Origin of the sequence: Pantoea sp. CTOTU46764 (assembly GCF_031974595.1) — a bacterium.
In the GTDB taxonomy this organism is placed as follows: Bacteria; Pseudomonadota; Gammaproteobacteria; order Enterobacterales; family Enterobacteriaceae; genus Pantoea; species Pantoea trifolii.
In genome coordinates this window covers 12099-31241 of sequence record NZ_DALYOQ010000037.1, presented here as the reverse complement: position 1 = coordinate 31241, position 19143 = coordinate 12099, and the positions used below count along the sequence as shown (strand labels likewise).

The following is a 19143-nucleotide window of genomic DNA, read 5'->3' as shown; positions in this document are numbered from 1 at the left end:
GAACATGGTCATTCGCACATTCGTCACGTCTGGTCGCAAGGCAAGCAGGTGTTCTGATGGCGCGCCTGATCTGGCTTACCGGGCCTTCGGGCTCGGGAAAAGACAGCCTGCTGAACGCGCTGCGCGAGGCGCCGCCGGAGAATCTGCTGATCGCCCATCGCTACATCACGCGCGCCGCCGATGCGGGCGGCGAGAACCATGTGGCGCTGAGCGAGGCGGAATTCCGACGGCGCGAGGCGCTGGGGTTGTTCGCCGTGAGCTGGCAGGCGCACGGCATGCATTACGGGCTGGGCGAGGAGATCGATCTATGGCTGGCGCGCGGGCTGAACGTGCTGGTTAACGGTTCACGCCTGCATCTGCCGATTGTGCAGCAGCATTACGGCACGCAGCTGCTGCCGCTGGTGTTGCAGGTTTCGCCAGCGGTGCTGGAGACGCGATTGCGACAGCGTGGGCGCGAGTCGGAAGCGGAGATCGAAAGACGGCTGGCGCGCGCCGCCGAACCGCTGCCCGCGCATTGTCATGCGCTGAATAACGATGGTGCGTTAAGCGACACGCTCGAGCATCTACGCCAGCTCATTGCCCCGTAGGGTCGCCATTCATGGCGACCTGGTGCATCGGTGTAATGAGGTTACCATAAATGGCGACCCTACGGCGGCGGCGGATGCTGTCACTGTTTAATCATTTTACTGTCATCAAGCTTTCATCCGCTTTGCCCGTAATAGCGGGCAATCAACACCTCAGAAGAGATGGAGTGCAACATGGCACAGGCATTACTGAAAACCGTGGTCGACAATCCTTACCCGCATGTTACAGGGCAGGGCAACAAGGTATTGTCGGTGCAGGGATTGTGCAAAACCTACGGCGCCAATCAGGTGCTGGATAACGTCAGCTTCGATCTGCATGCGGGCGAGTTGGTGGCGGTGATTGGCCGCTCAGGCGCAGGCAAATCGACACTGTTACACATGCTGAACGGCACCATCAGCGCGTCGCAGGGCGCGATCCTTAGCAATCGCCACGGCGAAGTGGATCGCGATGTGGTGACGCTGAATAGCCGCCAGATGCGCGAGTGGCGCACCGAATGCGGCATGATCTTCCAGGACTTCTGTCTGGTGCCACGCCTCGATGTGCTGACCAACGTACTGCTCGGTCGTTTGAGCCATACCTCAACGCTGAAATCGTTCTTCAAGGTCTTCTCCGAAACCGACCGCGCTCGCGCTATCGAACTGCTGCAGTGGATGAACATGCTGCCGCAGGCGCTGCAGCGTGCGGAAAACCTCTCCGGCGGCCAGATGCAGCGTGTGGCGATTTGTCGGGCGCTGATGCAGAACCCGCGCATTTTACTGGCGGATGAACCCGTGGCGTCACTCGATCCGAAAAACACCAAACGCATCATGGATGTGCTGCGTCAGGTGAGCGAGCAGGGCATCAGCGTGATGGTGAACCTGCACTCCATCGAACTGGTTAAAAGCTACTGCACCCGCGTGATCGGCATTCAGCGCGGCAAAATCCTGTTCGATGGACATCCTTCCCAGTTGACCGACGGCCTGATGCATGAGCTGTACGGCGACGAAATTAACCAGCTCCACTAACTCCCACAGCAAGAGAAAACCTAAGAATGAAACTGACTTCTTTAGCTTTACTGACTATTGCGATGGCATTTGGCGCAAACGCAGCGGATGCACCAAAAGAGTTGAACCTCGGGATTCTTGGCGGCCAGAACGCCACGCAGCAGATTGGTGACAACCAGTGTGTGAAAGATTTCTTCGACAAAGAGTTGCAGGTGGATACCAAACTGCGCAACTCGTCTGACTATTCAGGCGTGATTCAGGGCTTGCTGGGTAACAAAATCGATCTGGTGCTGAGCATGTCGCCGGCTTCGTATGCCTCGGTTTACCTGCAAAACCCGAAAGCGGTGGATGTGGTGGGCATCGTGGTGGACGACAAAGACGGGTCTCAGGGTTATCACTCAGTGGTGATCGTTAAGGCTGACAGCCCATACAAAAAGCTGGAAGACCTGAAAGGCAAATCGTTCGGCATGGCCGATCCCGATTCAACCTCGGGCTTCCTGATGCCGAACCAGGCGTTCAAGAAAGAGTTCGGCGGCACGGTGGACGATAAGTACAACAACACCTTCTCCAGCGTCACCTTCTCCGGCGGCCACGAGCAGGACATCCTCGGCGTGCTGAACGGTCAGTTCGACGGCGCGGTGACCTGGACGTCACTGATTGGCGACCGTGAAACCGGTTATACCTCGGGCGCGTTTGGTCGTTTGATTCGCATGGATCATCCTGACCTGATGAAGCAGATCCGCATCATCTGGCAGTCGCCGCTGATCCCGAACGGTCCGATTCTGGTGAGCAACAATCTGCCCGCTGACTTCAAAGCGAAGGTGGTGGCCACCATCAAGAAACTGGATAAAGAAGATCACGGCTGCTTTGTTAAAGCGGTTGGCGGTGCCCAGCACATCGGTCCAGCGACCGTGGCGGATTATCAGAACATCATTGATATGAAGCGTGATTTGATGAAGGGTACGCGCGGTTAATTTAGTGGGGTGCTCGCTGTCCCCCATCCCGGCCTTCCCCCACAAGTGGGGGACGGAGATGCTGCCACATGCAACTCCCAAACTCGCATTTTGCAGCATCTTCCTCCCCCATTAATGGGGGAGGACCGAGGAGGGGGACAGCGAGCACACTCCAGTCCCCAACCAACAGGAATCCCCCTTTGACCGATTTCGAACACTACTACCAACGCATCCGCCGCCAGCAAAAGCGCGACTCGCTGCTGTGGTCGCTGCTGTTGCTGGCGCTCTATCTGGCCGCGGGCAAGATGGCGGAATTTAACCTGCTCACCGTCTGGCAGTCGCTGCCACACTTTTTTGACTACATCGGCGAAACCCTGCCGGTGCTGCATCTTTCACTGCTGTTCGCCGACGGCAAAACCGAGGGCTCGCTGGCCTATTGGGGCTATCGCTTACACTTCCAGCTGCCGCTGATCTGGGAAACCTTGCAGCTGGCGCTGTCGTCCACCATCGTGGCGGTGGCCGTGGCGGGCGTGCTGGCGTTTTTCGCCGCCGACAACACGCAAACGCCGCGCAGCCTGCGCGTGGCGATCCGCGCCTTTGTCGCCTTCCTGCGCACCATGCCGGAACTGGCGTGGGCGGTGATGTTCGTGATGGCGTTCGGCATTGGCGCCATTCCCGGCTTCCTCGCGCTGGCGCTGCACACTGTCGGCAGCCTGACCAAGCTGTTTTACGAAGCGATTGAGAGCGCCTCGGATAAACCGGTGCGCGGACTTGCGGCGTGCGGTGCCAGCAAACTGCAGCGCATGCGCTTTGCCTTCTGGCCGCAGGTCAAACCGACGTTTCTCTCCTACAGCTTTATGCGTCTGGAAATCAACTTCCGCTCCTCAACCATTCTCGGATTGGTCGGCGCGGGCGGTATCGGACAAGAGCTGATGACCAATATCAAACTCGATCGTTACGATCAGGTCAGCATCACGCTGTTGCTGATCATTGTGGTGGTGTCGCTGCTGGATACGCTGTCCGGCTGGCTGCGTCGCCGCGTAGTGGAAGGAGACACAGCATGATCGCCTTAGCGCCGGATGTCGCCAAACTCAAGCAGGAGCATGCCGCCCTGTTTGCCGCGCAAAACCGCTATCTGCGCCGCGTTGCGCTGGTGGCGCTTGCCATCGCGCTCTATTACCTGTTCTTCTTCGAGTTCTTTGGCATTGAGTGGAGCCGATTTCTGATTGGCTGCCAGCAGCTCAGCCGCTATTTCCTGCGCATGTTTGTCTGGCAGGATTTCCTCAACTGGCCGTTTGGTTACTACTTCACGCAGGTCGGGATTACGCTGGCGATTGTGTTCTCCGGCACGCTAACCGCATCTTTAATTGCCTTGCCGGTCTCGTTCCTGGCGGCGCGAAACGTGATGCACGATCCGGTTACACGCCCGATTTCGCTGGTGGTGCGTCGCGTGCTGGATGTGCTGCGCGGCATCGACATGGCGATTTGGGGGCTGATCTTCGTGCGCGCCGTCGGCATGGGACCACTGGCCGGCGTGCTGGCGATTGTGATGCAGGATGTCGGCTTGCTCGGCAAACTCTACGCCGAAGGGCACGAAGCGGTGGAGCGTTCACCGAGTCGCGGCCTCAGCGCGGTCGGCGCGAACAGCCTGCAAAAGCATCGCTACGGCATATTCACCCAGTCGTTCCCGACCTTCCTCGCGCTCAGCCTGTATCAGATTGAGTCCAACACCCGCTCCGCAGCGGTGCTGGGCTTTGTTGGCGCGGGTGGCGTGGGTCTGGTGTATGCCGAGAACATGCGTTTATGGAACTGGGATGTGGTGATGTTCCTGACCCTGATTCTGGTGGCGGTGGTGATGATCATGGACATGGTCTCCAGCAAGCTGCGTAAACGTTACATCACGGGGAAAGGGGTGCCGTTGTTGCAGCCTGCCGCGCGCGACTAAGCCGTTCACTGCGCTGCCAGGCGCGCTCCAGCGCCTGCACCAGCTGCGCCTGATGCCAGGGTTTCGCCAGCCGCTCACACAGCGGCAGCGTCACCTGCGTCTGGCGCAGATCCTGACCGCTGATCAACACCGTCGCCAGATGTGGCCACTGCGCCTGCGCCTGGCGAATCACATCCGCGCCGTTGATGCCGCCCGGCAGCATCAAATCACTGATTAACAGATCGATATCCGGCGTCTGGCGCAGCAGCGTCAGCGCGCTTTCGCCGTCGCCACACTCCAGCGTCAGATAACCGAGCTGATGCAGATGTTCGCACAGCGTTTGTCGCACCGTCGGTTCATCATCCAGCACCAACACCAGCCGATCGTTGCTGGCCTGTGGCACCAGCGGCGGCGGCACGTTGAGCGGCTGTGCCGCTTCGGGGGCACGCGGCAATAACAGCCGCACGGTGGTGCCTTGCCCCGGCGCGGTTTCCAGTTCGATCTGCCCGCCAGACTGACGCACAAAACCATACACCATCGATAAGCCCAAACCGCTGCCGCTACCAATCGCTTTGGTGGTGAAGAACGGCTCGAACACCTGTTCGCGCACCTCGGCCGACATGCCGCAGCCGTGATCGATTACTTCAATGGTGACGCGATCGCGCTTGCCGTCGGCTTCCTGTTTGCGCTGATTCCAGATACGCAGGCGGATTTCGCCGCTCTGCTGCGCCATCGCATCGCGCGCGTTGACCACCAGATTGATCAGCGCATTCTCCAGCTGTCCGGCATCGATCCACGCTGGCCAGCCGGGACGCTGTGCATCGATCACCAGCTGCTGGCCGGGCAAAAGTGCGTGTTGCAGCAGCGAATGCAGATTATCCACCAGTTCCACCACTGATACCGCGCGCGGATAGAGCGCCTGCTTGCGCGAGAAGGCCAGCAAACGCTGCGTCAGCTGTGCCGCGCGGTCGGCGGCCTGACGCGCACGGTCGATACGGCTGGCAAGCGTGCCGGGCGGCAGCTGATCGACGGTTAACGCCAGGCTGCCGATGATCACCGCCAGCAGATTATTGAAGTCGTGCGCCAGTCCGCCGGTGAGCTGTCCCACCGCTTTCATCTTCTGGCTGTGCAGCAGCGCTTCCTCCAGCGCCTTGCGCGTGGTGCGCTCCAGCACGGTATTCACCATGCCGCGCCGTGGCACCGGGCTGAAGCGCAGCTCCAGCGTGCGTCCATCCGCCAGCCGTACTTCCTGCGCATCGGCTAAGCCGTTGAGCTCAACATCGACGCGTTTTAATAGCTGCTGATAGTGCAAACCGCGATGCAGTTCGCGCGGCGCAATGCCCAGCAGCTCGGCATATTGCGCATTCCACACCACCAGCTGGCCGCTGTTATCAAACAGCGCAAAGCCGTCGCGCATGGCGAGGAAGGTGGATTCCAGCTGGTTGCTTTTCTCTTTCAGCAGGCGCGAGGTGTGCGCCAGCGACGCGGTGTTGCGCGCAAACACGTTGAAGGCGCGCGCCAGATCGCCCAGTTCATCGCGGCGCGCCAGACCCGGCACGTTGACGCTTTTCTCACCCTGCGCCAGCCGCGTCATGGCGTGCGCGATGGCGGTGAGACTCGAACCGAGATTGCGGTAGATGTAGTAACCGGCGTAACCGGTGATCAGCAGCGCCAGCAGCATAAACAGGCCGATAAAGCCGATGATCGAATCCAGCTCTTCATGGGTTATCGCGCTGCGTGCGTCACTCTGCTGCGCCACCAGCTGCACGTAATGGGTGATGTCGTCGTTGAGCATCGCCACCAGCGCTTTGATGCGATAAGTGGCGTAGGCGATGGCGATATCACTCTGTTCCAGTTGCTGCGCCACCGGCTGCAAATCATTGCTGGTGGCGATCAGCCGCTGTACTTGCGTATTCAGCACGCCGTTGAGCCTTAACGCCCGCCACTGACTGAGCACCGATTGCAGCTGCTGCACTGCGGCCTGCGGCGCGCTGGATTGAATCGCCACGCTGAATAAGCTGTGGGTTTGCTGGCGCAGCGCGGTGGATGGGGAATCGGTGCGTGTTAGCAGGTCAATGCGATTGAGTAATAGCTGCGATTGCCACAGCCCGCTGAGCATGACGTTGCGCTGCAGATGGCGCTGATGTCCGGCGCGCAGCAATTGGTTGATGGTCTGTTCCAGCATCTGGCTGCGTTCGCGGATGCGCGTCAGCAGCTGCGGCTGTTGCGACGCCAGCGGCGCATTCGCCAGCAAGCTCAGCGACCGTTGCAGCTCCTGCTGCGTTTGCTGCAGGCGCGCCGATTCACTCTGATACTCCAGCGCGCCGACCACCTGCGATAAACGCACTGCGGCGATTGCCACATTGGCGGTATCGCGCGCCAGCGCCAGGCTGCCGTTCATATCGGCCAGCGTTTGTGCCTGCGCCTGTTCCTGAATGTGACCTGCGTGGCGAAATCCAAAAATCGCTACCAGGCTCACCGCCAGCGTCACCGACATCACCAGCAGATTAAACAGCAGCAGGCGACTGCGTGCGCCCGCGTGCCAGTGCAGACTGTGACTCATGGCTGTCACTCCTTACCGCTCAACTGCTGGCGAGTATAGAAGCGCGATCGGAGCGAAATATGACAAATATGAATGGCCGCTGACATTTTCCATTTATCTAAGGAGGCTTTACTCGCTGCAACCTTTGCCAGCAGGAGCCTCGTTATGGCGACAGCACCGATATTAGAAATGCGCGCGATCACCCGACGCTTCGGCAACTTCTATGCGCTAAAAGGGGTGGATCTCACGGTCTGGCCCGGTGAAGTGCATGCGCTGATGGGCGAAAACGGCGCGGGCAAAAGTACATTGATGAAAATTCTGGCCGGTGCCTATACCGCCAGCAGCGGGGAAATCCTTATCGACGGCCAGCCGTACACCATTAAAGGCCCAAAAGAGGCGTTGGCGGCGGGCATTACCTTGATTTATCAGGAGATCAATCTGGCACCGAATCTGACGGTGGCGGAGAACATCTTTCTCGGCAGTGAAATCACCCGCGCGGGCCTGGTGAAGCGACGCCAGATGGCGGAAGAGGCGCAGCGAGTGATTGATCGTTTGGGCGCGCAGTTCAGCGCCACCGATCTGGTTAGTCGCCTGAGCATTGCCGAGCAGCAGCAGGTGGAAATCGCCCGCGCGCTGCATCGCAACAGCCGCATTCTGGTGATGGATGAGCCGACTGCCGCACTCTCGAACCGGGAAACCGAGCAGCTGTTTGCGCTGATTAAACGTCTGCGCAGCGAAGGGATGGCGATCATCTACATCAGCCATCGCATGGCGGAAGTGTATGAGCTGTCGGATCGCGTTAGCGTGCTGCGCGACGGACAGTACGTCGGCAGCCTGACGCGCGAGCAGCTTAATGCCAGCGAACTGGTGCGCATGATGGTCGGGCGTCCGCTTAGCGATCTGTTCAACAAAGACCGCAATATTCCGCTCGGCGACATCCGCCTCGCCGTCAATCACCTGTGCGACAAAAACAAAGTGCGTCCCAGCAGCCTGTCGGTGCGGGCCGGTGAGATCGTCGGCCTCGCGGGCCTGGTCGGTGCCGGGCGCAGCGAACTGGCGCAGCTGATTTTTGGCGTGCATCAACCGAGCGGCGGCGAGATCTGGATCGACGGGGAAAAAGTGCAGATTCACTCGCCGCGTGACGCCATTGCACGCGGCATCGGGTTTCTCACCGAGAACCGCAAAGAGCAGGGCTTGTTCCTCGAACTGGCGGCGCAGGACAACATCGTGATGGCGACGCTGGAGCGCGATGCCAGCTACGGCCTGCTTAACCGGCGCAAAGGGCAGAAGATTGCCAGCGAGGCGATTGATGCGCTCAACATCCGCGTGCCGCATGCGCAGGTGCGCGCGGGCGGCTTATCCGGCGGCAATCAGCAGAAGCTGCTGATTTCACGCTGGGTGGCGATAGCGCCGCGCATCCTGATTCTCGATGAGCCGACGCGCGGCGTTGATGTCGGCGCCAAGAGCGAAATCTACCGCATGATGCAGCAGATGGCGCAGCAGGGCGTGGCGATTTTAATGATCTCCAGCGAGTTACCGGAAGTGGTGGGCATGAGCGACCGCGTCTATGTGATGCGTGAAGGCGCCATCGCCGGTGAGTTGAGTGGGGCAGAGATTAGCCAGGAAAACATTATGACACTGGCCACCGGCGCACAGCCGGTTCAGGCCTGAGGAGAGCGCAATGACCAGTGAATCCGCACGCGTAAAAAGCCCAACCCTAAAGCGCGCGTTAATGAGTGACCTGCTGCAAACCGTCGGTATCTTGCCGATTCTGATCCTGATCGTGGCGGTATTTGGCTTTGTCACGCCGAACTTCTTCACCGAGGGCAATCTGCTTAACATTACGCGCCAGGCCTCAATCAACATCGTGCTGGCGGCGGGCATGACCTTTGTCATTCTCACCGGCGGCATCGATTTGTCGGTGGGATCGATGCTCGGTACCACAGCGGTAGTGGCGATGGTGGTGTCGCTCGATCCGGCGTTTGCATCACTGACGATTCCGGCGGCGTTAGGTGCCGGGCTGATTATGGGGTTGTTCAACGGCATTCTGGTGGCGTGGGCAGGGCTGCCGCCCTTTATTGTCACCCTCGGCACCTACACCGCGATGCGCGGCGCGGCTTATCTGCTGGCGAATGGCACCACGGTGATCAACTCGGATATCAACTTTGAGTGGATAGGCAACGGCTATCTCGGGCCGGTGCCGTGGCTGATCATCATCGCCTTCGCGGTCATCGCGCTGTGCTGGTTCATTCTGCGTCGCACCACTTTAGGCGTGCACATTTATGCGGTCGGCGGCAACGTGCAGGCGGCACGCCTGACCGGCATCAAAGTCAGTGTGGTGCTGCTGTTTGTCTACGCCATGAGCGGTTTGCTGTCGGGGCTGGCCGGCTTGATGAGCGCCTCGCGGCTCTACAGCGCCAACGGCAACCTCGGCGTCGGCTATGAGCTGGATGCGATAGCGGCGGTGATCCTTGGCGGCACCAGCTTTGTCGGCGGTATCGGCACCATCACCGGCACGCTGATTGGCGCGCTGATTATCGCCACGCTGAATAACGGCATGACGCTGATGGGCGTCTCCTATTTCTGGCAGTTAGTGATTAAGGGCGCGGTGATCATTATCGCGGTGTTGATCGATAAGTACCGGACGCGGCATCACGTGGGTTGAGTTATATCGTGCTTGCTGTCCCCCTCCTCGGTCCTCCCCCACAAGTGGGGGAGGAAGATGCTGCCATATGCTCGTACTGAAGCTGCATGTGGCAACGTCTCCTTCCCCCGCTTGCGGGGGAAGGCCGGGATGGGGGACAGCAAGCACCCATCATAAAAACCAAAAAGCAGGAGAACATCGACTATGCGTTTTAATCCGATTCTAACCGGACTGCTGGCGGCTACGCTTCTGAGCGCGCCATTGGTGCAGGCCAAAGAGCTGAAATCCATTGGTGTGACCGTCGGCGATCTCGCCAACCCGTTCTTCGTGCAGATCACCAAAGGTGCGGAGCTCAAGGCGCGCGAGCTGGCGGGTGACAAGGTCAACGTAACGCTGGTCTCCAGCGGTTACGATCTCGGTCAGCAGGTGGGGCAGATTGATAACTTCATCGCCGCCAAAGTGGACATGATTATCCTCAACGCCGCTGATTCCAAAGGCATCGCACCCGCGGTTAAACGTGCGCGTGATGCCGGGATTGTGGTGGTGGCAGTCGACGTGGCGGCAGACGGCGCTAACGCCACGATCACCTCCGATAACACCGCCGCCGGTGCCATGGCGTGTAAATACATCTCCGATCGCCTGAAAGCCAAAGGCAACGTGGTCATCATCAACGGACCGCCGGTTTCTGCGGTGCAGAACCGTGTGGAAGGCTGCATGAACGAGCTGAAAACCCATCCGGACATCAAGTTGCTCTCCTACAACCAGAACGCCAAAGGCAGCCGTGAAGGTGGCCTCGAAGTGATGACCGGCCTGCTGTCGGCTAATCCGAAGATTGATGCGGTGTTCGCGATTAACGACCCAACCGCGATTGGTGCCGATCTGGCGGCGAAACAGGCGCAGCGCAATGAGTTCTTTATTGTCGGCGTCGATGGATCGCCAGACGGTGAAGAGGCGCTGAAACGCAAAGGCTCGCTGTTCGTGGCCACGCCTGCGCAAGACCCGCAGGTGATGGCGGCGAAAGCGGTGGAGATCGGCTATGACATCCTGCAGGGCAAACCCGCGCCAGATAAGCCGGTGCTGATTCCGGTGACGATGATCGATCGTAACAGCGTTAGCAGTTACAAGGGCTGGACGGTGAAGTAATTGCGGGTTCCCCTCACCCTAACCCTCTCCCATCAATGGGAGAGGGGATAGTTAGGTTTGCTCGGTCAGCTCCCTCGCCCGCTTGCGGGAGAGGGCTGGGGTGAGGGCCAGCGAGTAAAGGAGGAGACAATGCAACGCTCTGAAGTGAATGCGATCCTACAACGTACCCGCGAATTCTTTATGCGCCAGGATGTGCATCTGCCGCCGTGGGCCGATTACGGCCTCAGCCAGTGGCGCGCGCTCGATAAACATGATGCCGATGAACTGCTGGCGCTGCACCTCGGCTGGGATGTCACCAGCTTCGGCGCTGACGATTTCAATCAAACCGGTTTAACCCTGTTCACTTTGCGCAACGGTTCGCGCGGTGGCCAGCCGTGGGCCAAACCCTACGCCGAAAAGATCATGCACGTGCGCGAAGGGCAGGTCACGCCGATGCATTATCACCCGCAAAAGATGGAAGACATTATCAATCGCGGCGGCGGCAATCTGATCGTTACGCTGCATAACCGCGCAGGCAATCAGCTGGCCGAGACGGCGGTCAACGTCACGTTGGATGGCATTCGGCAAACCCACGCCGCCGGTTCGCAGCTGCGTTTATCGCCGGGCGAAAGCGTCACCTTGCTGCCGGGCATCTGGCACAGCTTTTGGGGTGAAGAGGGTTACGGCGATGTACTGGTGGGTGAAGTCTCAATGCCCAACGACGACGAACATGACAACGTGTTTCTCACCCCGCTGGCGCGCTTCAATCCGCTTGATGAAGATGAAGAACCGCGCTGGCTGCTGTGTAACGAATATCACCGCTGGCTGGCCTAAAGGAGCCTGATATGGCATTGATTTCCCTGGCGCAGGGTTTGGCCCATGCGCAACAGAACGGCTACGCGCTCGGCGCGTTTAACGTCCTCGATACCCATTTTCTGCGCGCGCTCTATCAGGCGGCTGAGCGGCAGCGCTCGCCATTTATCATCAGCATCGCCGAAGTGCATTTTAAGTATGTCAACCTCGAACATCTGGTCGCCGCCGTGCGCACCGAAGCGGCGCTGCACGATATTCCGGTGGTGCTGCATCTCGATCACGGCCTGCATTTTGAGGCGGTGATGCAGGCGATTCGTCTTGGCTTTACCTCGGTCATGTTCGATGGCTCGACGCTCAGCTACGAGGAAAACGTCCGCCAGACGCGCGAAGTGGTGAAGATGTGCCACGCGCTCGGCGTTTCGGTGGAAGCCGAACTGGGTGCGGTGGGCGGCGATGAAGGCGGTGCGCTGTTTGGCGAGGCCGACAGCGATAAATTCACCGATCCGGCGCAGGCCGCTGATTTTGTGCACGCCACCGGCATTGATTGCCTGGCGGTGGCGATTGGCAATGCGCACGGCAAATACAAGGGCGAACCCAAACTCGACTTCGACCGGCTGGCAGCGATTCGCTCGACGGCTGGCATTCCGCTGGTGCTGCATGGCGGTTCCGGCATTAGCGATGCGGACTTCCGCCGCGCCGTTAGCCTCGGCATCAATAAAATCAACTTTTACACCGGCATGTCGCAGGCGGCGCTCGGGGCGATTGAAGCGCAGATCACTCAGCGCGATGCACGCTACGACGCCTTTGCCGAATTGCTAATGGCCGTGGAGCGTGACATCGCCAACGTGGTGGCGCAGCAGATGCAGGTGTTCGGCAGCGCCGGGAGGGCCTGAGAGTATGGTGCGTAACGGAATCATCGGTGCCGGCAGCATGCTGGTGGATCACGTGCAGCGCATCAGCCACTGGCCGGAACAGGGCTGGCTGACGGAGATTCAGCACAGCGAGAAGTGCAGCGGCGGCGCGGCGCTCAACGTGCTGTTTACCCTGGCGCGCATGCAGCTGAATTTGCCGCTGGCGGGCGTCGGCATGGTGGGCGAGGACAGCGACGGCGACTACATCCTGCAACTGCTGGACGATCATCACATCGACCGCCAGTTTGTGCAGCGCACGGCAGGCATCAACACGGCGATGACGCAGGTGATGACTACGCCGGACGGCCAGCGCACCTTCTTCCATGCTCGCGGTGCCAATGGCAAGCTCGATTTGGCGCATTTCGCCGACGTCTCCACTGCACATCGCATATTCCATCTTGGTTATTTGCTGCTGCTGGATAGCCTTGATGTGCCGGACGAGGAATACGGCACGCGCAGCGCACGATTGCTGGCGCAGATGCAGCAGCGCGGCTATCTCACCTCACTCGATTTGGTGTCGCGCGTGGGCGAATATCGCCCGCTGGTGGTGCCCGCGCTGCGCTGGCTCGATTATTTGGTGATCAACGAACTGGAGGCGCAATCGCTCACCGGCATCAGTTTGCGCACGCCGCAAGGGCTTGCCGCGCCTTCAGCGTTTGCCGAGGCGGCGACCTGGCTACTGCAGCAAGGTGTACGTCAGCGGGTGGTGATTCACGCACCGGAAGGCGCGTGGGGCCAGCAAGCAGAAGGCGAAGGGCGTTGGCAGCCCGCGTGGTGTTTAGCGCCGGAAGAGATCGTGGGTAGCGTTGGCGCGGGCGATGCGTTTTGCGCCGGTGTGCTTTATGCCAGCCACGAAGGCTGGTCGCTGACGGAAACGCTGAAGCTGGCGCACACCTGCGCCTGTTTTAATCTGCATGCCGCCAACGCGCTGGACGGCACGCGGCCATTAGCCGAGATGCAGCGCTGGATGGATCAGGCGATTTGCGTTTCACGCGCCGAAGAGGCAGGACGCATCACATCGGCGGAGAAAACATAGCCGAGACCGCGAATGGTGCGGATCAGGCTCGGTTGATGCGGGTTGCTTTCGATCTTGCGTCGTAGCCGCATAATCAGCACATCAATGGTGCGATCAAACACCTCGAGGCTTTCGCTGTGCGTCAGTTCGAGCAGTTGATCGCGGGTTAATACTTTGCGCGCATGCGCCACCAGCGCACGCAGTAGCGTGTATTCACCTTGCGTCAGTGGCACGCTTTCGCGCTGTGGATTGAACAGCTGACAGCGCGCATCGTCCAGCCGCCAGCCGTTAAATTGCCAGCCTTCATCCGGCAACGCTTCCGGCTGCGCCAGTCGTCCGCAGCGACGCAGTGCAGCGCGCGCTCGTGCCACCACCACGCGCGGGTTGAACGGCTTGGCGATGTAATCATCCGCGCCCATCTCCAGTCCCACCACCATATCTGCTTCCGAACCCATGCCGGTCAACATAATCACCAGCAGATCGGGACGCTGCCGCTGCATTTGCTGCAGCACCAGCAAGCCGTTGGTGTCTGGCAGCATCATATCCAGCATCACCAGCGAAATTTCCGGATGTAGCGCCAGCAGAGCCAGCGCATCTTTACCCTGATGGCAGCAATAAACGGTAAACACATGTTCATTCAACACATCGTGCAGCAATTCGCACACTGCACGATCATCATCGACCACCAAAATCGCGGGCTTCATGGATGCGCCTCTTTTGTTACGAAAGGGTTAAATGCAGTGTAACCCGATGTTTTTTAGCTGCAGATTCAAGCAACAGAAACGTGAGCGCCATCGCCTGGCAGAGTGCGGAAGCGTGCAGTGCCGCACTCTTTTTGCCAAACAATCGCAACGAGGGAAAACGATTGCGCGGCGCTGGTGCAATGCACCATAATCGCGCCTCATTCTGGTTCGGAATTATCCTAAGCGAAGCATTATTCGGAAACGTAATCGATTGCGTAGGGTGATGGCATAGCTATTGCTATGAGGACAGGGGAAGGTTAAACGCCTTGCGTCCAATACAACAATAAGTCTGTAAACCACATTGGCAAGGAGCGCGCGCATTCGTGCCGACTCCGCTCATGAGAGATGATGATGTTAGAAAAACTCTTCAAATTAAAAGCGCACAACACAACGGTTCGCACAGAAATCATTGCGGGTATCACTACCTTCCTGGCAATGGCTTACATCCTGTTTGTTAACCCGAGCATTCTCGGTGCAACCGGCATGGATAAAGGTGCGGTCTTCGTGGCGACCTGTCTGGCTGCGGCGATTGGCTGTGTGTTAATGGGCCTGATCGCTAACTATCCGATTGCACTCGCACCGGGCATGGGCCTCAACGCCTTCTTTACCTATACCGTGGTTCTGCATATGGGTTACACGTGGCAAGTCGCGCTGGGCGCGGTGTTCTTGTCGGCGGTGATCTTCTTTGCCATGTCGCTTTTCAAAATTCGTGAGTGGATTATTAACAGCATTCCGCTGCCACTGCGTGCCGGTATTGGTGCCGGTATCGGCCTGTTCCTGGCGATCATCGCGCTGGAAGGCGCGGGCATCGTGGTGGATAACCCAGCTACGCTGGTTGGCCTGGGCGACCTGACCAAACCGGGCCCGCTGCTGGCGCTGCTCGGCTTCTTCATCATTGTGGTGCTGGAAGCGCGTCGCGTTACCGGCGCGGTGCTGATCGGCATTTTGGTGGTGACTTTCATCTCCATGGGCATTGGCCTGACGCCGTTTGGCGGCGTGTTCTCTGCTCCGCCTTCTATCGCGCCAACCTTTATGCAGCTTGATATCGCGGGTGCCTTTAACGTTGGCCTGGTCAGCGTGATCTTCGCCTTCCTGTTCGTGGACGTGTTCGATAACACTGGCACCTTGCTGGGTGTGACCAAGCGTGCTGGACTGGCGGATGAGCAGGGCAACGTGCCGAAAATGGGTCGTGCGTTGATCGCAGATAGCGCCGCCGCGCTGTTTGGCTCGCTGCTCGGTACGTCAACCACCACCAGCTATGTGGAATCTGCTGCGGGCGTCAGCGCCGGTGGCCGTACCGGTTTGACGGCAATTGTGGTGGCGATTCTGTTCTTGCTGAGCCTGTTCTTCTCGCCGCTGGCGGGCAGCGTACCGGTTTATGCCACCGCGCCAGCGCTGCTGTTTGTTGCGGTGCTGATGGCATCTGGTCTGGCTGATATTGACTGGAAAGACATCACCACCGCCGCGCCGGTAACCGTGACTGCGCTGACGATGCCGCTGACCTACTCAATCGCCAACGGTATTGCGTTCGGATTCATCACCTGGACAGTGGTGAAACTGCTGAGCGGTCGCACCAAAGAGGTCAACCCGGCGCTGATCATTCTGTCGATTCTTTTTGTCATCAAACTGGGCTGGCTGAGCGCGTAAATCTTGCTTAACGGAAGCCCGCTCGGGCTTCCGTGTCTGCTGTTGCATCCCTTCGTTTATTTTCTGCGTGTCACCTCGCAATCCTTTTTGATGCTCACTTTCCTTCAATCTCAAAACGGCCCAGGCTGTGCGTGTTGTTTAAACCTGCCCGCAAAAAATGTGCTGCGAATGGCGGGATCGTGGAATGTTAACGCTGCGCAAATCTGTTTCACTAACGGTGTGGTGGAAAGATTGAGCAACGCGATGGAAGAGGATTCGGTGATGGATTACCCCGTTAGCAATACAACTCGTGTGTTCCCACCGCTTATTTTTGACGTTGGAAACAAAGGAGATCATCAAATGGAACAATTAACCAAACGGGTTGAACAGCTGGAAAAAACCACGCAGCAGATTCAGACAGATGTTGCGGTGCTAACGGCGCGTTCAGAACATTTTGCCACCAAAGCGGATATCGAAAAGGTCAGAGCCGAGCAGGGCGTAATGCGTGTGGAGATCATGGGCGAGCTGGGGGCGCTGGAACAACGTATCGATAAAAAGTTTGAGCGGATGCAGGACCAACTCAACCCGAAGTTCGACAAAATTGATCTAATATTTGAAAGAATTGACCAAAAATTTGAAAGAATTGACCAAAGATTTAATCAGCTGGAGGATAAAATAGCTGCCTTCAATAACAGCATAACCTGGAAAATCATGATCCCGACCGGCCTTCTGGTGTTGGCGTGGTTTGTGCAGAATATCGTTTTGAAAATGTCATGACGCGTTTTACTGCAATGTTCCGGCCCTTTAAGGGCCGGAACGCCATCATCATTACCTGAACGGTGGCTCGTTAAAGGTTCTCAGCTTCCTTGAATGTAGCTTATCCCCTTCAGCTCGCAGCAGTTCCACCGCGCAGATGCCAATCTGCAGGTGCTCTGAGATTGCGCCTTCGTAGAAACGGTTTGCCTGGCCCGGTAGCTTGATCTCGCCGTGCAGCGGTTTATCCGATACGCACAGCAAGGTGCCGTAGGGCACGCGGAAGCGGTAACCCTGCGCGGCGATGGTGGCGCTTTCCATATCAACCGCAACGGCGCGGCTCAGGTTGAAGCGCAGCGCTGAAGCGGAGTAGCGCAGCTCCCAGTTACGGTCATCGGTGGTGACCACGGTGCCGGTGCGCAGGCGCTGTTTAACTTCTTCACCGGGCATGCCGCTCACCGCTTTGGTGGCGTCATACAAGGCGCGCTGAACTTCGGCGATGCTTGGGATAGGGATATCTGGCGGCAGTACGCTATCCAGTACGTGGTCGTCGCGCAGGTAGGCATGCGCCAGTACATAGTCGCCGATGGTCTGGCTTTCGCGAAGACCGCCGCAGTGGCCAATCATCAGCCAGGCGTGCGGACGAATCACCGCCAGATGGTCGCAGATGGTTTTGGCATTGGACGGGCCAACGCCGATGTTCACCAGCGTAATGCCGCGACGATTCGGTGATGTCAGGTGCCAGGCGGGCATTTGGTGCTTCTTCCACGCCAGATCGGACATCATCGCCGTGGGGTCTTGAGTATCGGCAGTGATCACCACTTCACCGGCGCAGGCCAGGCTGTCGTAAGGCGTGTTGGGATCCTGTACTTGCTCAATTGCCCAGCGCACGAACTCATCAACGTAACGCGTGTAGTTAGTGAACAGCACGAACGGCTGGAAGTGCTCTACGCTGGTGCCGGTGTAGTGGCGCAGGCGCGCCAGTGAGAAATCGGTGCGCAGCGCGTCAAAGTGCGACAGCGGGAAAATCGCATTGGCGTGGAACAGGCCGTCGGCGGTTTCATCACCGATCTGCGACAGTTCGGTGGTCGGGAAATGGCGTGCGATGCTGGCGCTCATTGAGCGGTCCAGTGACAAGCCATCAATCACATAAGGATAAGGAATTTCCTGCTCAGAGGGAGCGACCTCAATCAGCACGTCGTACTCTTTCTCCAGCATCTGCAGCTGCTCGCTGAGATAGTGACGCAGCAGCGCCGGGCGCGTGATGGTGGTGCTGTAGCTGCCGGTATGGGTAAAACGTCCCCATGCGCGGGTACGATTTTTTTGCGGGCCTTCGCCCAGCCAGGTGATGCGCAGCTGCGGATAGACATACAGCCCTTGCTGACGAGCGCCTTCATCCGGCAACTGCCCGCTGGCGGTGAAATCGCGGATGGCGTTGCGCAACGCGTCAACGGCTGCATCGTACAGGCGTTCTAATTCGTTCAGCGCTTGCTGGCTGCTCAATCCGTTCCGTTGTGTATTCATGGGTTCTCCTTTAGGAAACGTGGACCGTTTTCACCAGAGCATAGCGGATAAACCCAGCGCGACGATGAAGAATCTGTGATCGACCGCATTCTGCACCATCACGGTGCTGGTGCGTGGCGTAACCATAGCTATGTTTATGATCAGCAGGGATGTTACATCGCGTGTCTCCTGTTCTGGAGCGATGCCCGAGTAATAAATTGTCTACCTTCGCGGTATTGGCGAGCTTATTGCTTAGTTTTCAACCGTGGCCTTAATGAATCGATGTCTTTACTGAAAGAGGCTCGCCATGAATGGCGACCCTACGGGTTTGTGGGCCGCATGCTGTTTTGCCAAAGTTTCAGAAATTGATTTCTCCCATGCCGTGGTATGGCTCCGTTCCTGACCCGTTGAGGATTGAAAGCATGTCTTTGAAATTCATAAAACACCCAATGAAGGTGGCGATTGCAGGTTGTTTAAGCGTGGCCTTTTACGCTCAGGCAGATATTAAAATTGGTGTGGCCGGTCCGTTCTCTGGGCCTAATGCGACGTACGGCGCGCAATACTGGAAAGGTGCGAGCCAAGCTGCGGAGGATATCAATGCGGCGGGCGGCATCAACGGCGAGAAAATCGTGCTGGTGCAGGGCGATGATGCTTGTGAACCGAAACAGGCGGTATCCGTCGCTAACCGCCTGGTCGATCAGGACAAGGTGATGGCGGTGGTCGGCCACTTCTGCTCCTCATCCACCATGCCCGCCTCGGAAGTCTATGATGAAGCCGGCGTGCTGGCGATCACTCCTGGATCAACCAATCCGAAAATTACTGAACGCGGCATGAAAACCATGTTCCGTATGTGTGGCCGTGATGATCAGCAGGGCGCTATCGCCGCGGATTACATCATCGACAAGCTCAAAGCCAAGAACGTGGTCATTATTCATGACAAAGACACTTACGGCCAGGGGTTAGCGGATGCCACCAAAGCCTCGCTTGAAAAGCGTGGTGTGAAAGAAGTTTTGTATGAAGGCTTGT

17 protein-coding genes are annotated in these 19143 nt (G+C 58.4%); 14 read left to right on the top strand and 3 right to left on the bottom strand.

What is annotated here, in order from left to right:
* The first annotated feature begins 56 nt into the window (after positions 1 to 56).
* From phnN to phnE (RTM06_RS13570), 5 genes are all read left to right on the top strand, one after another.
* Positions 57 to 587 (top strand): ribose 1,5-bisphosphokinase, encoded by a 531-nt coding sequence (gene phnN / locus RTM06_RS13590; protein WP_256696777.1) that lies wholly within the window; start codon positions 57 to 59, stop codon positions 585 to 587.
* 171 nt (positions 588 to 758) lie between these two features.
* A complete protein-coding gene (gene phnC, locus RTM06_RS13585) occupies positions 759 to 1589 on the top strand; it encodes a phosphonate ABC transporter ATP-binding protein (protein WP_312182795.1) in 831 nt (276 codons plus the stop codon).
* A 26-nt stretch (positions 1590 to 1615) separates the two neighbouring features.
* A complete protein-coding gene (gene phnD / locus RTM06_RS13580) occupies positions 1616 to 2542 on the top strand; it encodes a phosphonate ABC transporter substrate-binding protein (protein ID WP_256696776.1) in 927 nt (308 codons plus the stop codon).
* Between the two features lie 179 nt (positions 2543 to 2721).
* Positions 2722 to 3585 carry a phosphonate ABC transporter, permease protein PhnE gene (gene phnE, locus RTM06_RS13575; RefSeq protein ID WP_036648584.1) on the top strand — a complete coding sequence of 288 codons (864 nt, stop codon included), beginning with the start codon at positions 2722 to 2724 and terminating at the stop codon, positions 3583 to 3585.
* On the top strand, positions 3582 to 4466 hold the full coding sequence (gene phnE / locus RTM06_RS13570; RefSeq protein ID WP_312182793.1) for a phosphonate ABC transporter, permease protein PhnE: 885 nt from the start codon (positions 3582 to 3584) through the stop codon (positions 4464 to 4466). Before phnE (RTM06_RS13575) ends, phnE (RTM06_RS13570) begins: the two co-directional genes overlap by 4 nt.
* On the opposite strand, the gene RTM06_RS13565 is transcribed toward phnE (RTM06_RS13570), so the two are convergent.
* The gene (locus tag RTM06_RS13565; RefSeq protein WP_293793157.1) at positions 4420 to 7008 is read right to left on the bottom strand and encodes an ATP-binding protein; all 2589 of its coding nucleotides are present in this window, start codon (positions 7006 to 7008) and stop codon (positions 4420 to 4422) included. The genes phnE (RTM06_RS13570) and RTM06_RS13565 overlap by 47 nt on opposite strands.
* A gap of 144 nt (positions 7009 to 7152) precedes the next feature.
* Between RTM06_RS13565 and RTM06_RS13560 the strand changes: the two genes are divergently transcribed.
* The 6 genes from RTM06_RS13560 to RTM06_RS13535 all read left to right on the top strand — a co-directional run bounded on the left by RTM06_RS13560 (position 7153) and on the right by RTM06_RS13535 (position 13513).
* Positions 7153 to 8658 carry a sugar ABC transporter ATP-binding protein gene (locus RTM06_RS13560; protein WP_312182790.1) on the top strand — a complete coding sequence of 502 codons (1506 nt, stop codon included), beginning with the start codon at positions 7153 to 7155 and terminating at the stop codon, positions 8656 to 8658.
* A 10-nt stretch (positions 8659 to 8668) separates the two neighbouring features.
* Positions 8669 to 9652, top strand: coding sequence for an ABC transporter permease subunit (locus RTM06_RS13555; RefSeq protein WP_008105488.1), 984 nt, complete (start codon positions 8669 to 8671; stop codon positions 9650 to 9652).
* A gap of 183 nt (positions 9653 to 9835) precedes the next feature.
* Positions 9836 to 10774: an ABC transporter substrate-binding protein gene (locus tag RTM06_RS13550; protein WP_008105486.1), complete on the top strand. Its 939-nt coding sequence runs from the start codon at positions 9836 to 9838 to the stop codon at positions 10772 to 10774.
* A gap of 129 nt (positions 10775 to 10903) precedes the next feature.
* Positions 10904 to 11587 (top strand): D-lyxose/D-mannose family sugar isomerase, encoded by a 684-nt coding sequence (locus RTM06_RS13545; protein ID WP_061717633.1) that lies wholly within the window; start codon positions 10904 to 10906, stop codon positions 11585 to 11587.
* Between the two features lie 11 nt (positions 11588 to 11598).
* Entirely contained in the window at positions 11599 to 12459 is an 861-nt protein-coding gene (locus tag RTM06_RS13540) for a ketose 1,6-bisphosphate aldolase (RefSeq protein WP_256696772.1), read from the top strand.
* A gap of 4 nt (positions 12460 to 12463) precedes the next feature.
* Positions 12464 to 13513: a carbohydrate kinase family protein gene (locus tag RTM06_RS13535; protein WP_293793160.1), complete on the top strand. Its 1050-nt coding sequence runs from the start codon at positions 12464 to 12466 to the stop codon at positions 13511 to 13513.
* Here RTM06_RS13535 and RTM06_RS13530 read toward each other — a convergent pair.
* Positions 13450 to 14196, bottom strand: coding sequence for a response regulator (locus RTM06_RS13530; RefSeq protein WP_061717630.1), 747 nt, complete (start codon positions 14194 to 14196; stop codon positions 13450 to 13452). The two genes, RTM06_RS13535 and RTM06_RS13530, sit on opposite strands and share 64 nt — an antisense overlap.
* 387 nt (positions 14197 to 14583) lie before the next feature.
* Between RTM06_RS13530 and RTM06_RS13525 the strand changes: the two genes are divergently transcribed.
* Together RTM06_RS13525 and RTM06_RS13520 are read left to right on the top strand one after the other, a co-directional pair.
* Positions 14584 to 15882, top strand: coding sequence for an NCS2 family permease (locus RTM06_RS13525; protein WP_008105472.1), 1299 nt, complete (start codon positions 14584 to 14586; stop codon positions 15880 to 15882).
* A gap of 168 nt (positions 15883 to 16050) precedes the next feature.
* Positions 16051 to 16638, top strand: a complete 588-nt coding sequence (locus tag RTM06_RS13520; protein ID WP_312182785.1) for a hypothetical protein — start codon at positions 16051 to 16053, stop codon at positions 16636 to 16638.
* 51 nt (positions 16639 to 16689) lie between these two features.
* On the opposite strand, the gene RTM06_RS13515 is transcribed toward RTM06_RS13520, so the two are convergent.
* A complete protein-coding gene (locus tag RTM06_RS13515) occupies positions 16690 to 18138 on the bottom strand; it encodes an AMP nucleosidase (protein ID WP_312182783.1) in 1449 nt (482 codons plus the stop codon).
* A gap of 458 nt (positions 18139 to 18596) precedes the next feature.
* Between RTM06_RS13515 and RTM06_RS13510 the strand changes: the two genes are divergently transcribed.
* Positions 18597 to 19143: branched-chain amino acid ABC transporter substrate-binding protein (locus RTM06_RS13510; protein ID WP_312182813.1), on the top strand; the 547-nt coding region annotated here is incomplete at its 3' end.

What these genes read in the sequence shown, in the direction of transcription:
- phnD (WP_256696776.1), top strand. Translation starts at nt 1,616, where the DNA reads ATGAAACTGACTTCTTTAGCTTTACTGACTATTGCGATGGCATTTGGC.
- RTM06_RS13525 (WP_008105472.1), top strand. Translation starts at nt 14,584, where the DNA reads ATGATGTTAGAAAAACTCTTCAAATTAAAAGCGCACAACACAACGGTT.
- RTM06_RS13550 (WP_008105486.1), top strand. Translation starts at nt 9,836, where the DNA reads ATGCGTTTTAATCCGATTCTAACCGGACTGCTGGCGGCTACGCTTCTG.
- RTM06_RS13520 (WP_312182785.1), top strand. Translation starts at nt 16,051, where the DNA reads ATGGCGGGATCGTGGAATGTTAACGCTGCGCAAATCTGTTTCACTAAC.
- RTM06_RS13515 (WP_312182783.1), bottom strand. Translation starts at nt 18,138, where the DNA reads ATGAATACACAACGGAACGGATTGAGCAGCCAGCAAGCGCTGAACGAA.
- RTM06_RS13545 (WP_061717633.1), top strand. Translation starts at nt 10,904, where the DNA reads ATGCAACGCTCTGAAGTGAATGCGATCCTACAACGTACCCGCGAATTC.
- phnN (WP_256696777.1), top strand. Translation starts at nt 57, where the DNA reads ATGGCGCGCCTGATCTGGCTTACCGGGCCTTCGGGCTCGGGAAAAGAC.
- RTM06_RS13535 (WP_293793160.1), top strand. Translation starts at nt 12,464, where the DNA reads ATGGTGCGTAACGGAATCATCGGTGCCGGCAGCATGCTGGTGGATCAC.
- RTM06_RS13530 (WP_061717630.1), bottom strand. Translation starts at nt 14,196, where the DNA reads ATGAAGCCCGCGATTTTGGTGGTCGATGATGATCGTGCAGTGTGCGAA.
- phnC (WP_312182795.1), top strand. Translation starts at nt 759, where the DNA reads ATGGCACAGGCATTACTGAAAACCGTGGTCGACAATCCTTACCCGCAT.
- RTM06_RS13540 (WP_256696772.1), top strand. Translation starts at nt 11,599, where the DNA reads ATGGCATTGATTTCCCTGGCGCAGGGTTTGGCCCATGCGCAACAGAAC.
- phnE (WP_312182793.1), top strand. Translation starts at nt 3,582, where the DNA reads ATGATCGCCTTAGCGCCGGATGTCGCCAAACTCAAGCAGGAGCATGCC.
- RTM06_RS13555 (WP_008105488.1), top strand. Translation starts at nt 8,669, where the DNA reads ATGACCAGTGAATCCGCACGCGTAAAAAGCCCAACCCTAAAGCGCGCG.
- RTM06_RS13560 (WP_312182790.1), top strand. Translation starts at nt 7,153, where the DNA reads ATGGCGACAGCACCGATATTAGAAATGCGCGCGATCACCCGACGCTTC.
- RTM06_RS13565 (WP_293793157.1), bottom strand. Translation starts at nt 7,008, where the DNA reads ATGAGTCACAGTCTGCACTGGCACGCGGGCGCACGCAGTCGCCTGCTG.